Annotated in this window: 10 protein-coding genes and 2 pseudogenes; 3 read left to right on the forward strand and 9 right to left on the reverse strand. The window is 67.5% G+C overall.

The annotated features are described in order from the left end of the window. The 3 genes from GKQ77_RS14325 to GKQ77_RS14335 form a co-directional block, all read right to left on the reverse strand. A partial coding sequence (locus GKQ77_RS14325; RefSeq protein ID WP_219689113.1) for an ATP-grasp domain-containing protein occupies positions 1–1,072 on the reverse strand: 1,072 nt, incomplete at its 3' end. 77 nt (positions 1,073–1,149) lie between these two features. Beyond that, positions 1,150–2,424, reverse strand: coding sequence for an aldehyde dehydrogenase family protein (locus tag GKQ77_RS14330; protein WP_308117663.1), 1,275 nt, complete (start codon positions 2,422–2,424; stop codon positions 1,150–1,152). A gap of 95 nt (positions 2,425–2,519) precedes the next feature. Further along, positions 2,520–3,593 carry an AMP-binding protein gene (locus GKQ77_RS14335; RefSeq protein WP_308117664.1) on the reverse strand — a complete coding sequence of 358 codons (1,074 nt, stop codon included), beginning with the start codon at positions 3,591–3,593 and terminating at the stop codon, positions 2,520–2,522. Between the two features lie 345 nt (positions 3,594–3,938). On the opposite strand from GKQ77_RS14335, the gene GKQ77_RS14340 reads away from it, so the two are divergent. After that, complete coding sequence (locus GKQ77_RS14340; protein ID WP_219689114.1) at positions 3,939–4,787, forward strand: aldo/keto reductase; 849 nt, start codon at positions 3,939–3,941, stop codon at positions 4,785–4,787. A 40-nt stretch (positions 4,788–4,827) separates the two neighbouring features. Here the strand turns inward: GKQ77_RS14340 and GKQ77_RS14345 are convergent, their stop codons facing one another. Beyond that, a complete protein-coding gene (locus GKQ77_RS14345) occupies positions 4,828–6,051 on the reverse strand; it encodes an MFS transporter (protein ID WP_308117665.1) in 1,224 nt (407 codons plus the stop codon). Between the two features lie 465 nt (positions 6,052–6,516). Here GKQ77_RS14345 and GKQ77_RS14350 point away from each other — a divergent pair. Both GKQ77_RS14350 and GKQ77_RS14355 read left to right on the forward strand, forming a co-directional pair. Next, a pseudogene (locus tag GKQ77_RS14350) lies at positions 6,517–6,725 on the forward strand (ATP-binding protein); the annotation flags it as partial. A gap of 1,350 nt (positions 6,726–8,075) precedes the next feature. Further along, on the forward strand, positions 8,076–8,333 hold the full coding sequence (locus GKQ77_RS14355) for an NUDIX hydrolase (RefSeq protein ID WP_219689116.1): 258 nt from the start codon (positions 8,076–8,078) through the stop codon (positions 8,331–8,333). Between the two features lie 592 nt (positions 8,334–8,925). On the opposite strand, the gene GKQ77_RS14360 is transcribed toward GKQ77_RS14355, so the two are convergent. The 5 genes and pseudogenes from GKQ77_RS14360 to GKQ77_RS14380 form a co-directional block, all read right to left on the reverse strand. Beyond that, positions 8,926–10,902 (reverse strand): hypothetical protein, encoded by a 1,977-nt coding sequence (locus GKQ77_RS14360; protein ID WP_219689118.1) that lies wholly within the window; start codon positions 10,900–10,902, stop codon positions 8,926–8,928. A 100-nt stretch (positions 10,903–11,002) separates the two neighbouring features. Beyond that, the gene (gene hydA, locus GKQ77_RS14365) at positions 11,003–12,406 is read right to left on the reverse strand and encodes a dihydropyrimidinase (protein ID WP_219689119.1); all 1,404 of its coding nucleotides are present in this window, start codon (positions 12,404–12,406) and stop codon (positions 11,003–11,005) included. 82 nt (positions 12,407–12,488) lie between these two features. Further along, positions 12,489–13,772, reverse strand: coding sequence for an aspartate aminotransferase family protein (locus GKQ77_RS14370; RefSeq protein ID WP_219689122.1), 1,284 nt, complete (start codon positions 13,770–13,772; stop codon positions 12,489–12,491). Continuing rightward, positions 13,769–14,611 carry a nitrilase-related carbon-nitrogen hydrolase gene (locus GKQ77_RS14375; protein WP_219689124.1) on the reverse strand — a complete coding sequence of 281 codons (843 nt, stop codon included), beginning with the start codon at positions 14,609–14,611 and terminating at the stop codon, positions 13,769–13,771. Before GKQ77_RS14375 ends, GKQ77_RS14370 begins: the two co-directional genes overlap by 4 nt. A 206-nt stretch (positions 14,612–14,817) precedes the next feature. Next, positions 14,818–15,358, reverse strand: a pseudogene (locus GKQ77_RS14380) (hypothetical protein); the annotation flags it as partial.

A 15,358-nucleotide genomic window follows, 5' to 3' on the forward strand; every position in this document is an offset into this window, starting at 1 on the left:
GAGCTGCGAGTTCGTCCCAGCCATGCACCGCCCGCAGCCTGCCGGTCGGTGGGAACAGGAACTGGACCCGGGCAGCGCGTGTGACGGGCGGGACCAGGCCGGGAGCGTTGCCGAGCAGATCGTCGAGAAGCCTGCCGTAAAGCTCAAGGCCCGGCCGACTGTGCTCCACGAGCGCGTGGATGTAATCGCCGCCGCCCCGATCGTGCAGTTCCCCGAGCACGATGCCCTCCGGGGTGTTCCAAAACTCGACATGGAAAATGCCTCGGGTGATGCCCACTGCGGTCAGGGCCCGGGCGACCGCCTCTCGCGCTTCCTTGTCCCGGGTTTCCGGCAACCCCGACGGCACCCGGTGACTGGTCTCCAAGAAGCCTTCACTCTTGCCCTTCCGGGTCAGAGTGAGAACCTCTGGCTTCCCGTCGACCAGGACGCCTTCGGCGGAGTACTCCTCCCCCTCCACGTACGTTTCGATCAGGAAGGAATCGGGCGGTCCCAGGGGGTCCATCACACTCGGCAGCTCGGAGAACTTCGCCACGGCAGCGGGCAGATCGGCAGCGCCACGGACGACGCTCACGCCGATGCCGGCCAGCCCGTCCCGTGGCTTGACGACCCACGGGCCCGCACCGGACTCGGCCAGGAACCTCTCGGCCTCCCGCAGGTCGCGGCAGCGGGCGGTGAGCGGTTGCGGCAGGCCGGCTTCCCGTAGGCGCTCCCGGCAGAGGTCCTTACAGCGGATCCGCAGTACGGCCTCCGGGTCGTTTCCAGGCAGACCCAGCTCTCTCGCCATCCAGGCCGCAGGGAGGACGGAAAGCTCACGAATGGTGGCCACCGCATCGAACGCACCGCGACGATCGGCCGCCCACGAGCGGCAGGCGTGGACATCGTGGACATCCAGCGCAACGGTCTCGTCCACCCGGGACTGCTCTTCAGGGAGAGCCGTTCGCAGATTGTCGGGGGTGTCGACGCCCAGAATGGCCAGCCCCCGTCCGCGGGCTTGTTCACTGAGTCGTCGGATCACATCCCGTTCCCAAGGGGTGGGAGCGGTATTGGCCACCAGGAGCAAGGTCTGGGTCATCGCATTGCACCTCCAGTCTCTCTCACTATGGCAGCGACAGCTCACTGTTGGTGGTGACACACGCGGGTGCCAGAGTGTCAGCGGATGACGCCTTTCGTCCGCATGAGGAACTCGGCGAGAAACCCGTCGTGCGGCATCTCCGGAACGCTGGTGTGAGTCGGCCGGGGCCCGAGGTGAATGCTGCGTATGGTCGGCTCGGCGACCAAGTCGTCGACAAGGTCATCGTCCCGGGTGATCGCGGTGAGCACGAGAGTGTCTCGTAGGGGCTCTATCCCATCCCTCCGGGACCAGGGTGCTACCCAGACGCAGGGAAAGGGCATTTCCGCACCGAGTTGGCCGGGGTCCGGCGCATCCAGTTGATGGATCAACGGCCTGAGTGCCGCACTGCCGTCGCCCAGATCGACCAACATGTCCTGCACGCCGAGCCATGGGATACCGGTCGAGCGCCCCTGTACGTATGCCTGGAGCGCACGAGCCCTGGTCATTGATTGCACGGGAAGGGCGGCGTGTTCGTCTTCCGGCGGCAGGGCGGGAAGCTTCGACAGGCGGTCGGCGAGGGCTTCGGCCAGCGGGCCGGGGTCCCCTTCGACGAGCACCGCGGTCGCGTTGGTGCACGCTGTGCCCGCCTCGGAACTCACCGACTCCACGATGACATCGACATACTCACGCCAGTCCACCTCGGCCGTCAGGAGGACCTTGGAGCGCCCCGGCCCCTGCGGCAGCACCCGGGAGTCACGTGCGTGAGCTTCCACTACCTGGGCGCTTCCGTACACCAGGCCGAGATCTGCGTTGCGGAGTATCTCGCGGGCGGTGTCGTGGTCGGTGGGGAGGAGAACGAGCCGATCCGTACCGAGGCCGGCCCCACGCAGGGCGGTGACGAGCCGGTACGGCGTGAAAGGCTCTCGCTGGGACGGGCGCAGGGCCACCCGGTACCCGAGTGCGAGCGCCTGCAGCCAACCCGTGTGTACGGCCGGGTGATTGCCGGCGGCCAGCACACCGAGCACGTCGCCGCGTCGGCACCACACCGCGCGTCCCGTCCGGGTCAAAGGGTCCCGCCACTCGGTCACCGCGGTGACCGGACGTGCCTGCTGGACATCTCGATACACGTTGGCGGCAGCTGCGGCCACATTGCGCGTCGCGGCCCTGACTACTCCGATGGGAAGACCGGACACGCGGGCGACTCGGAGCGCGTGTTCTTCGGCGGTGATCCCGCCGATCGCATCGGTACTGAAGGACTTACCTGCTGTGCTGATGGCGGACACCACGGCGTCCTGCGTCATCGGTTCCGCACGGCGCAGCGCATTGGCTGCCCGGCCGACGAACATCGGTGGCACCAGGCAGAGTTCGGCCACGGTGCGCCCGGTGACGTCGGTGACCGGAGTCCGTCTCCGCGACCGGAACGGCCCGGCAGGTCCGAGGGCGTCCAAGAGGGCCGGGCGGGTCACGGTCAGTACACCCCCTCGATGACGGTTGCGTTGTCAAAGGTGGGCACAGGAGCGATGTCCGCGACGGCGTCGCCGGCCGACGACGACGTGGGTTCGACGCGCGTGGCGAAGTCGCGTTCCAGGTTGTTGGGTACGAAGGCCGATCGGGACACATGGTGCATCACGACCTGGCCGCGTTCTCCGTACGGCACCCGTGCTCTGGTATCCGGGTCCACCACCCAATAGGTGACGAAGGGGGCCAAGGTGTCGAACACGCACGGATCATCATCCGTGAGACCGGGGCGTTCGTTGGCCGAGCCGAGGGCCATGGTGCTGCCGTAGTTTCCGATCAAGGTGACACGGCCGAAGACCTCCCTGCGCAGCAGGAAGCGGGTATCAGGATCGAGGTGGGCCCCTCCCCACAGAACCGTCCGCACCTTGTCGTTCACTCTGTGCACCGCGTCCTCACGCAGAGCCAGCCGTTGCAGCAGCGGAGGCGTGATCATCACCATTTCGACATCCTGTGTGTTCAGGATGTGGCACGCCTGGTCGACCACGTGTTCGGCGTAGGCCTCCGCTTCCTCCTGCCGATGGGCCGCGATGAGCCGCTTGACCCATCGCGGGTCAATGTCGATGGTGAAAACCACTCCGCCGCGCAAACGGACGATCCGCTGAGCGAAAGGGCCCGACAGGTGCGGGCCGGAGGGCATGACCACCAGCCAGTTCCCTCCGGAGTGGGCGCCGTGCGCTGCGAGGTTTTCCTCCCACAGGGCCATGTTGCGTTCCACCCAGTCCTCCAGCAGGACTACTCGCTTCGGCGCCCCGGTCGTGCCTCCGCTCTCGCACACCGCCACCGGCCGTGCGGTGCCGTCATATCCACGCGGGATCAGATCCTCGATCCGAACATCGCGCAATTCGTTGACCACGTTGGGGAACAGGGCCAGGTCTGCAAAGCAGCCGACATCCTTCCGAGGGTCGAAGTCCAGGGACTTGGCGCGGTTGAGCCAGTACGGTGATCCTGTTCGCGGGCTGAAATGCCATTCCATGGCACCTCGCACGAACTCATCCGGATCCTGCAGTTCCTCGAACTCTGCCACCTCAGCACCTTTCGGGACCGTGACGTGGGTTGCAAGTTCTTGCTGCCCTGCATGCAGTAAGCTTCGATGAAGCCTCTATGTGGAAATGTTCTACTTTTACCCTTGCTCTAATTCCTGCAAACCGACACGCTTTACCTAGGCGCAAATTGAGCCAAAAAGACAATCCGGGAAATTGATCTTTTCCATGGCGGCCAGCAGCAGGTTCTTCCCCGGCAGACCGGGTGCGGACGGGAGTCGGCCGCCCCGCCGGAGCGAAGCTGACTGAAACCGACGCCTCTGTCTCCCCCGGTACATCACCATGGTGACCCAGCTGCTCCCAGGTATCCCCGTGGCGAAGGAGACCGCATGCAGACCGTCCCCCTGAACAACGGTGTGGACATGCCGATTCTCGGTTTCGGTGTGTACCAGATTCCACCGGAGCACACGGAACAGGCTGTCGCCGAAGCCTTGGAGGCGGGCTACCGCATGTTCGACACGGCAGCCATCTACCGTAACGAGGAAGGCGTTGGGCGCGCGATAAAGAGGAGCGGGTTGTCGCGAGCGGAAGTCTTCATCACCACGAAACTGTGGATCCACGACAGGGGAGAAGAAGGTACGAAGCGTTCCTACGGCAGATCTATGGAGCGGCTCGGCGTCGACTACCTGGATCTGTACTTGATCCACCAGCCCTATGGGGACATCTATAGCTATTGGCGAGCGATGGAGGACCTCTACCGGAAGCATCACGTCAGATCCATCGGCGTCTCCAACTTCTATCCCGACCGGCTGATCGACCTCATCGATCACAATGATCTTGTTCCCGCCGTCAACCAGGTCGAGACCCACCCCTTCTTTCAGCGCTCGGCCGATCACGAGCTGATGCGCGAGCGTGGTGTCCAGATCCAGTCCTGGGGACCGTTCGCTGAAGGGCGCAATAACCTCTTCTCCCATCCCGAGCTGACCGCAATAGCCCGCGAGCACAGTAGGACTGTGGCGCAAGTGGTTCTCCGCTGGCTCATACAGCGTGGCGTAGTCGTCATCCCGAAGTCGGTTCGTGCCGAACGCATGAAGGAGAACCTGAGCGTCTTCGACTTCGTCCTCACCGAGGACGAGATGGCCCGCATCTCCACGATGGACACCGGACGTTCGCTGTTCCTCGACCATCGCGATCCGGTGATCGTCGCCGAGGTCCGCGACGTCCGGGTCGAGGACTGAGCGCCGACGCACTCGACTCCGCAACCGCGCGCACCTGAGGTCAGACCGCCGGCACCGCCGTTGCCCGTTCGGTGGGCAGTGCCCGCATGCGGTGCAGCCACGCGGTGGCTACGGCCGAGGCCAGACCGAACCCCGTGCAGCACATCCAGGGCAGCCAGGGCCGCCCCGTCTGTTGTCCCGTGTCCATCGCCCAGCCGACGAGTGCGTTGCCCGCGGCGGCGGCGAGGCCCGAGAAGACGTAGTACAGGCCGAAGTAGGTTCCTGTCAGCGTCTCTCGTCCGAAGAGGGGGATCAGTTCCATCACCGTCGGCTGGGCCACCATCACACCGGTGTAGAGCAGCAGTGTCCCCATGGCCAGCGGCAGCATGTGCAGTACCGCGTCCCTGGCTCCCACCGGCTCCGGTATGCCCGCCACCAGGACCGGTGGAAGGAAACTCAGGCCCATCAGCGCCAACCCCCGGGAAACCCAGCGGGTGTCGCGGCCGTGAGCACACACGTATCGCGCGACCCGCATCTGGAAGATCACGTTGACGGCTGTCCCCAGAACGGGCAGGACACCGGCCGCACGGGACCATCCGGACGCTTCGCGGGCGGCTTGCGGAAGCAGGAGGAAGACCTGGTTCTCCATGGCCGACATGCCCACCATGGCAATGGCGAATGTCAGAAAGCCACGGTTGCCCAGAACCTCGGACCAGTCCCGCAGAACCTTTCCGCGCGCCGGTCTGATCCGATGAGGGGGCAGCGTGCGCAGTTGGGCGATCGCCAAGAGAAGCGAGATACCTGAGGCCGCCAGCGCGCACAGGCGGAAATCGACGACGAACAGCAGTCCGCCCAGCAGCATTCCGCCCAGGCTTCCGGTCGTGGAAGCCATGTTGTGCAGTGCGAAGGCCTCCGCTCTGCGGTCAGGTGCCGCCACCGCCACGTAGGCTCGCACCGCCGGGTACATCAGTGCGGCGGCGAGGCCGCTGAGCATGGAGGCGGCAAGCGCCGTAGGGACGCCGCCGATGGTGGAGAAGAGCGCGTAGCCAAGGGCGCCGAGCAGACATCCGGCCGGAATGACACGGTGGGCCCCGACTCTGTCGGTCGCGCTGCCGCCCAACACGAACATGCACTGTGAGCTGACATTGCGCACCCCCAGCACCACGCCCACGACGCCGGCCGACAGGCCGAGACCCTGGCCGAGGTGGGAGGCGAGATACGGGATCACCAAGAAGAACCCGAAATCAATGCCGAACTGATTGATCAACAGCAGCCGCACCGACACGGGAAAACTACGGAATGATTGAAGCGTTCCCATATTCCGAGAGTAGGAGCCGGTAACTCACTGCAATACACGACTCCGTAAGCACTACTCCTTTCAGTGACATTTACCATATTTACCGCGCCTGATAATGTCGTGTCGCTATTGCAAACGTAAGGTTGTTGTTGCAAATTGACAGATGTATCGTCCTCGGCACTCATGTCACCCTCCTGCGGCCACGCCGGTGGTCGGGAAGTACCTCTTCCGGGTCGCATGCTTGATGCCCTCGCACGGCACAGCCGGTCAGGTGCAGCGGGGGACCCGCGTTCGTGAGCGACGTGGTCCGCTCGACGCTGGTGTCGCGTCTTGTACACGCCTCGTGCGCCCACGGTCACTGGTACCGCTGGCTGGTCAGATGTTGTGGATCGGTCTGAATGCCCGTGCGGTGCCCAGCTCCCTGGCGCCCAAGGTCGTGGAGTGAAACGCCACCTCTACGAACTCGTTTCCGAGCGGCAGGGACGCTGCTGATCATTACCAGCAACAGGGCACCCAGCGACTGGTATCCCGTCTTCCCCGACCCCATCGCCGCCGATTCCCTCCTGGACCGGCTGATCAACATCAGTCACCAGGTGATCATGAACGGGTCGAGCTACCGGCCGAACAAGCGGCCCAGGAACCCCACCGACAAGACCAAGTAGGGAAAACCGGTGGACGTCGTCGCGATACTGCCGTCATGGCCGTCACTCAGCAACTCGCCCGCATCCCGGCGGAGTATCTCGCCTCCTGCCGCCAGTCAGCCGACGCTTCGAAGGATGGAGATCCTCTCTGGGATCCACCGTCGGCGGACGTCCTCGACCTGGACTGGGCACCGTTCCTGATCGAACGGGTCTGCGAGCTGGGAGGTCTCGGGCCGGAGCCCACGGCCCTGTCGGTGGCCCGAAGAAGTACGTGCTGGGCACTCCAACGCCCTGCGCGAGTTCTACCATGCTGCATACCAACGGCAGCGTCGTGCTCTGGTGGGACTGAAACGGACCGTCTCACCGTCGGCTCACGTCAGCAGCTGGGGAATTACGTGAACTTCCGCCTGGGGAATTACGTGAGCGTCCACATAAGCAACTGCTCTGACGCCAATTCCTTGTCCACGTAAGCCACCGCAGGTCAGCTCGCTGCAGACAAGTGGCTTCGCCGTCCAAGAACAACTGCCTGGTGCGGCTGCGGTAGGCGCCCGCCAGCCGGTATCAACGCGCCCGTCCGGGCACCGTCTTCGAAGATCGACCCCCGCCACAGCCGATACGCCCGCGGCGTCAGCCACTTCACATTCAATGACCGCACATCTGCCGGCGTCAGCGCCGACACCTCCACCACGGCGCCGTCGCGCGTCCGCACCGACCGGAGCGCCACCGGGCTCGCCCCCGCGAACCCCGGGCCAGTGCCCAGTCGTACAGGCCCCGCAGCGTGGCCAGCTCCCGCTGCCACTTCGCGCCGCCGATCCGCGCCGGATTCCCCTCCCCGCGCAGCCTCCAGTGCTCCCAGTTCTCCAGATGCTCCGCCCCCGCCTGGTCCCAGCATCCCGCTCGCCACAAGAACGAGAAGAACAGCCGGTAGTCGCGCACGCACGCATCCCGCGTCCCGAACGAACGCGTCGAAAACCACGACCGCCGGAAGAACCCCACCAGCCGCCGGTCCACCCGCCCGTGCGGATCCACCAAGATCAGTTACCGTCCCCTCAACCCGAGTTCCCGCTCCCGCTCGGGCAAGCGACACGGCACATCAGATCATCAAGAACGTGGACGACACCTTTCACGGCATGTCGACGTCGGAAGACGAAGCCACCCCCGTGCCCTCGAACAACCACGAAGGGCGGCCTCGCTACGAAGACGCCCATGGGAGTCGTTCGCAGAACGGAGAGAATGCCATCCGCAGGCTCAAGCGGTGGTGCCAGGACTCCTGCCAGACATGTGCCACCGCCCTCATGCCCGGCATGATGTCCGTCCGCGGTCTGTGGCATACGGTGATTGTGATTGTTCAGAGGGAGAGTTGAGGTTCGGATGGATGGGCTGATCGCGGGCGCGGTATTCACGCATCAGGGCCGGGTGTTACCTATCCGCCGCGCCGTCCCCGAGGGCGATCTCGTCTGGCAGTCCCCGGCGGACAAGGTCGACGCGGGTGAGCCGCCGCAGCAGGCCGCGGTGCGTGAGTCGTTGGAAGAGGCCGGTGTCATGGTCGAACCGGTCGCTGTCATCGGTGAGCGGCTGCATCCGGTGACGAGACGACGGATCGTACGCCGGAAGACGGCGGCAATATAGCGGCGGATCCCCGGTTACCGAAACCGGGGATCCGCCAAATACTTGTAGCTCCACCGCCACTTCCTGACAACCCCTTCGAAAGGCAGCACACAACGACCCACAACTCACCCGAGCAATCGGACTAACGCCACGAGGCTCGGTCCTGTCAGACCGCGGAATAGCTGAGCCGAAACAGACCCTGGGCACGCTCCAGGTCTCGCTCCGTACGCAGCTGGAAGCTGCGCACACACTTGCCGAACGCCAGGGTAGATTTAAGGGTTCGCGCAGCCCACCTGCCGGTGACCGCCGCTTGGGTTCTTCCAGGGCCTCAAGTGGGTTGCCTGGAGGCTCCGTTCCACTCCAGGCAACCTCTGCAACTGCGTTACTCTCCGCGATCACCTCAGCATCTCGCGCCACGATTGTCGGTGTGCCTGCACGCGGGCGTCAGGTGTTCCGCCGAGCGCATCGAACGCTTCCACCATGCAGAGGAAACGCGAAACGAATACCTCGCCACGTTCCAGTCGCTTGCCGAGCAGCGGTAGCTCCCGTGTCCGTGGCCTATGAGGATCATCCTCCGGTGTGCTGGCGCAATCTGCGGAAAGTGCCCCCACGCTCAGTGGGGACGCGTCCGCCAGGCACGGGCGAAGAGTTCGGGCAGGGGGCCGGCGACGGGCCGGGAGCAGACCTTGCGCCCGATGACCCGGACCCCGAGCAGCCCGGCCTTCCAGGTCTCCATCGGAGGGTAGAACTTGTCCCCGCCCGCCCAGTCACCGGGCAGGAACACCCCCCGCCCGGCCCGGGCCCTGCGGTCGGCGACCGCCAGACCGGCCTCGACGAGTGCGGCCGCGACAGCCTTGTGGTGCGCGGGAGTCCACCGGTTGAAGCGGCGGATACGGCGGTCGGTGGGTACGGGCAGGGCGAGCAGTTGCAGATACAAAGTAGCGACGTCCGTATCCAGACCGGTGGTGACGGCCACCTCCTCCACCACCTTTGGCGCGGACAGCCGCGGATCGGTCTCGTAGCCGCCCGGCGGCAGCGACCCCTCGGTGATGCGCTGCACGATCCGGTCGAACTCGGGACCGCGCAGCCGGCGGACCAGCGCCAGATGCGAGTCCTCCGCATCGACCACGGCCTCCAGACGCCGCGAGCGCTCGTCGAGCCCGTAGCGGCCGGGCCGGAAGTACACGCCGGGCGCCTCGCGCTCACCCCGCCGGTCGAACCCTGCCTCGGACACGACGACCAGGCCGTCGTCCAGCGTGGGATGGGCGAGCGGCTCGGCGGCGTCCAAGTAGGGCAGGGCGCCGGGGAAGCCCGGCAGCAGGTCCGCCACGGTGCGGCCGCGCAGGCTGCGGCCGCGGGCGGAGAGCAGCAACTCCGGATGGGCCAGGCGTTCCCGCAGCAGCCGTACGGTCTCGGGAACACCCCGGCGTACGGGATCTCCTTCGGGAAGCTCGGCGTACACCCAGTCGACGGCGTCGCAGACCACGGCGAGCAGCTCTCTGAAACGGAAACCCTCGTCGCCCTCCCAGCCGCCGCCGCTGATGCTGTTCACCCGCAGCCGGGTGTCAGGGTCGCGGGTCAGCCGCGGCTCGCGCGCGGGATCGGCGAACACGGCGCACACGGCTGCCGGAGCCATCCGAACATCGCTGTGCTCGGCGGCGACGGCGAGCGTCGACTCCGGCACGGCGGGGCGTACACCCTGCTGCCTGCGCCAGGCCTCGGCGATCCGCTCGGCGAGCGCCAGCTGCCCACCCTCCAGCCACAGCTGTTCGGGGTCAGCGGGCAGCACGTCGGCCAGCAGGTCGAGGCGCTCGGCCACCCGCAGGGCCGCCAACTCCCGCTCACCGGCCTCGGCTTCGGACTGCTTGAGGCCCATCACCTTGCGCGACTCGGCATCGAGTCCCGGGTACCCGTACTTCACATCGGGTATTCCGGCGAGCAGCAGCGCGGCTCCGGCCCGGCTCAGCCCGGTCCGCTCGGCGAGCACTACGGCCGCCGCGCGGTCCCAGGGCGCGGGGCCCTTCTCCCGTACGAGGTGCACGAGGCGCCGCAGCCGGTCAGGTGTGTCCCAACCGGCCGCGGGCACCGGCTCGGTGGCCGTGATCCGACCTGGTGCCGGCGGCTGGGCGGTCCCGGTGCGCAACTCGACGAAGCGCTGGCCGTCCCGGCCGGCGCCGAGCCCGTGCAGAGCGACCACCGCACCGTCGTGGGTCCGAGTGGCATGTGTGTCCTTGTCGCCGAGTTCGAGGACGCCCGTACGTATCCGGGCGCGAACCTCCGGGTCGGCGAAGGGAGTTTCCGCCCACACCTCCAGCATCGCCAGCTGGACCGCGCGCAGATGGTCCTGCACGTGGAAGGAGCTCGCCCGCAGGGCCACAGCGCCGCACCGGCCGATGAACCGGTACCAGTTCCAGCCCCGGTACCGCGCGGGCACGTCCTCGCCGCTGCCGGTCAAGTAGTCGCCGGCCTCGGTGAACACGGCGAGCGTGCCGGGCTCCCAGTGTCCGGAACCTTCGATGAAACCGTTGAGGGCCTGGGCGATCCACTTCTCGTCGAAGGGCTGTGCGGGGCGTATCGGGGTGTGGGGCATGCGGTCATCCTGCCGGATCGCGTGCCTGCCTCCTGCCGGCGGCTGCCACACACTTCACCTTGCGAACCCGGCGCTCCGTCGGGGGAGCGCGCGGCTCCCGTCAGTCCAGGTACTGGCAGGTGCCGCGCGCGAGGTACGCGCCGTGCCCGGCGCGGCCGGTGAACTCCCGTGCCGTGATGACCGGTTCGCCTCGCGAAAGGACCGTCTCCACCCGGCCGGTCAGGCGCTTTCCCTCGTACGCGGAGTAGTCGACGTTCATGTGGTGCGTGGCCGCCGAGAGCGTCTGCTCGGCGTGCGGGTCGTAGATCACGACGTCGGCGTCCGCGCCCGGCGCGATGGTGCCCTTCTTCGGGTACAGGCCGAACATCCGGGCCGGGGTCGCGCAGGCGATCTCGATCCAGCGGCGGCGCGAGATGTGTCCGTCGACCACGGCCTGGTGCAGGAGGTCCATGCGGTGCTCCACACCGGGCATGCCGTTGGGGATCTTGGAGAAGTCGCCGCGCCCCAGCTCTTTCTGGCCCGAGAAGCAGAACGGGCAGTGGTCCGTCGACACCACCTGGAGGTCGTTGGTGCGCAGACCGCGCCAGAGCGCCGCCTGGTGCTCCTGGGGGCGCAGCGGCGTACTGCACACGTACTTCGCCCCCTCGAAGTCCGGCTCGGCGAGGTTGTCCGTCGACAGGAAGAGGTACTGCGGGCAGGTCTCGCCGAAGACCGGCAGCCCCTCGTCCCTGGCCCGCGTCAGCTCGGCCACCGCCTCCCGCGCCGACACGTGCACCACGTACAGCGGCGCCCCCGCCACCTGCGCGAGCTTGATGGCGCGGTGGGTCGCCTCGGCCTCAAGCAGGGCCTTTCTGACCTCGCCGTGGTAGCGCGGGTCCGTCTGGCCGCGGGCGAGCGCCTGCTCGACGAGTACGTCGATCGCGATGCCGTTCTCCGCGTGCATCATGATCAGGCCGCCGTTCTCACCGGCCCGCTGCATCGCGCGGAGGATCTGCCCGTCGTCCGAGTAGAAGACCCCGGGATACGCCATGAACAGTTTGAACGAGCTGACGCCCTCCTCGATGAGTCCGTCCATCTGTTTGAGCGTCGCCTCGTTCACATCGGACACGATCATGTGGAAGGCGTAGTCGATCGCGCAGTTCCCGTCGGCCTTCGCGTGCCACGCGTCCAGGCCGGCCCGCAGCGCCTTGCCCTTGGACTGCACCGCGAAGTCGACGATGGTGGTGGTGCCGCCCCAGGCCGCCGCCCGCGTCCCCGTCTCGAAGGTGTCCGACGAGAAGGTGCCGCCGAAGGGGAACTCCATGTGCGTATGGGCGTCGACGCCGCCCGGGATCACGTACTTGTCGGTGGCGTCGACGACACGCTCGGCGGTCCACGTGCCCGCCGCGGCGGTGCCGCTCGCGGCGAGCGCGGCGATGCGGCCGTCCTCGATCAGCACGTCGGCGTGGGTCTCCTCGGCGGCGGTGACGACGAGTCCGCCGCGGATCAGGGTGCGGGTGCTCATGTGGTGCGCTCCCTTTGCTGCGCAGGGGTTCGTGACAGGGGTACGCCGGTGAACCGGCGCCCACCGGGGCCCTTGGGGCCACCTAGGCGCTCCGCAAGGCCTCTTCAAGGATGGCCGCGCCCTCTTCCGCCTCCGCGACGGTCAGCGAGAGCGGCGGGGCGACGCGCAGGACGCTGGTGTTGTGGCCGCCTCCCTTGCCGATGAGCAGGCCGCCCTCGCGGGCCGCTTCGAGGACCGCCGCGGCCGCGCGCTGGTTCGGCTCGTCCGTGCCGGGCTCGACCAGTTCGATGCCGATCATCAGGCCGCGCCCGCGCACCTCGCGTACGAGGGGCAGCTGGGCGCAGATCGCCCGCAGCCGCTCGATGAGCAGACCCCCGACGCGCCGGGCGTTGCCCTGGAGGTCGTGCTCCAGGAGATACGAGAGGTTGGCGAGGCCCGCCGCCATGGTGACCGGGGAACCCCCGAACGTCGAAATGGAGTTGGCGTCGAGGGAGTTCATCACCTCGGCGCGGGCCACGACGCCACCGATCGACATACCGTTGCCGATGCCCTTGGCGAAGGTCAGCATGTCCGGCGGGCCGCTCCGCGCGTGCGCCTGCCAGCCCCAGAAGTGCTCGCCCGTGCGGCCCCACCCGGTCTGCACCTCGTCGGCGATCCACAGGATGCCGTGCTCGTCGAGGACTTCACGGAAGGCCGCGTACAGCCCGTCGGGCGGCGAGGTGAAGCCGCCGACGCCCTGGATCGGCTCGGCGATGAGCGCCGCCACTCCTCCCCGGGCCTGGCCGAGCATGTCCCGCAGGTCGGCGACGCAGGCCGCGATGAACTCGGCGTCGCTCAGCTCGGCGTACGGCCCCCGGCCGCGGACGCCCCCGTGCACGTACAGCGTCTGGAGCGGCGAGAGGCTGGTCGGCGACCACGACTGGTTGCCGGTGATGCCGATGGAGGTGAAGGAGCGGCCGTGGTAGCCGTTGCGCATCGCCAGGATCTGGTTCGAGCGGCGGTGGGCGGTGGCGAGCAGCAGAGCGGCGTCGTTCGCCTCGGTGCCGGAGGTGGTGAAGAAGACGCGGGCGTCGGGGATGCCGGACAACGCCGCGATGCGCTCGGCGAGTTCGACCATCGGGCGGTTCAGATAGAGCGTGGAGGAGTGGATGAGCCGTCCGGCCTGTTCGCTCACCGCCTTGGTGACCTCGGGCAGGGCGTGGGCGGTCATGGTGGTGAGGATGCCGCCGAAGAAGTCCAGGTACCTCTTCCCGTCGGCGCCCCAGACGTGCCGGCCTTCTCCGTGGGTGAGTTCGAGGGGGCGCTGGTAGTAGAGCGCGAGCCACTCGGGCAGCACCGCCTTGTGGCGGTCGAACAGTTCGGTCACGGCTGTACCAGCCCTTCGTAGGCGTCGGGGCGTCGGTCACGGTAGAACGCCCACTGTTGGCGTACTTCCTCGATGAGCCCGAAGTCGAGGTCCCTGACGAGGAGTTCCTCGTCCTTGTCGCTCGCGGGCTCGCCGACGAACTGGCCCCGCGGGTCGACGAAGTACGACGTTCCGTAGAAATCGTTGTCGCCGTACTCCTCCTGGCCCACGCGGTTGATGGCGGCGACGAAGTACTCGTTGGCGACGGCCGCGGCCGGCTGCTCGAGCTGCCAGAGGTGCGAGGAGAGGCCGCGGTGGGTGGCGGAGGGGTTGTAAACGATCTGGGCTCCGTTCAGGCCCAGTTGGCGCCAGCCCTCGGGGAAGTGGCGGTCGTAGCAGATGTAGACGCCGACCTTGCCGACGGCCGTTTCGAAGACCGGCCAGCCCAGATTTCCCGGCTTGAAGTAGTACTTCTCCCAGAAGCCCTTGACCTGGGGGATGTGGTGCTTGCGGTACTTGCCCAGGTAGGTGCCGTCGGCGTCGATCACGGCCGCGGTGTTGTAGTAGAACCCGGACTGCTCGACCTCGAAGACCGGGACGACGATCACCATGCCGGTCTCGCGGGCGAGTTCCCTCATGCGCGTCACGGTGGGGCCCTCCGGCACGGGCTCGGCCCAGCGGTAGTGCTCCGGCTCCTGGACCTGGCAGAAGTAGGGAGCGTTGAAGACCTCTTGGAATCCGATGACCTTCGCGCCCTGCCCGGCCGCCTCGCGGGCGTGCTCCTCATGCTTGGCGATCATGGATTCGGTGTCGCCGGTCCAGGTCGCCTGGACCAGTGCGGCGCGTACGACGTTGACCATGAGCTGCTCCTTCACTGCCCTGGGAAGGACTGCCCCCGAGGGGACGTCAGAGAGCCGCTACGCCCGTAGATTCGCTGCGTAGAGAGAAGAACGTAAGCCCCGTCCGTCAGGCCGAGCAAGACCATCGCCGTCAACCGGCGAGTCGATCATGTTCCGCGCCTGTGCGGGCGGGACGCCCCAGGGCGGCGGGCGGGGCGGACGCGGGGTCAGGTGTTGAACCCCGCCACGCGCAGGGCGTGCACGAGGTCCCAGTGGTGTTCCTCGGAGACCGCCCTGGCCGTCTCCAGGAGGAGTGGGATGAGGCGGTGGGGGTCGGTGTGCGCGCAGCGGGCCGCGTCCTCGGGGGTGCGGACGCGCAGATACGAGTCGAGGAGCGCGCGGGCCTCGCGCTCGCGGCCCGCGTCGATCAGCGCGAGGATCGCCTCGGCGATCTCGGGGGCGGGGCGGGCGACGCCCTGCCGCAGCAGCTTCCGGCAGTCGTCGGCGCGGCCCGCGCCGGCGAGGGCGTCCGCGAGGGCGACGAGTTGATCGGGCGGCAGCGAGGCGGCTTCCCAGAGCAGGGTCGCCCAGTCCGCGCCGAGGCCGGCGCGGTGCAGCTCCGCGGCGAGCGGCGGCAGCTCGGCGGCGGGCCAGCCGGCGGCCTCCACGAGCACGGCGTGCGCCTCGCCCGTGCGGGCCTCTCCTCGGAGGTGGAGGAGGGTTTGGACGGTTTGGGTGATTGGGGAGAGGTGGGGGGGGTGAGGGCGG

It is taken from the genome of Streptomyces anatolicus, assembly GCF_019400875.1.
GTDB classification, from domain to species: Bacteria; Actinomycetota; Actinomycetes; order Streptomycetales; family Streptomycetaceae; genus Streptomyces; species Streptomyces anatolicus.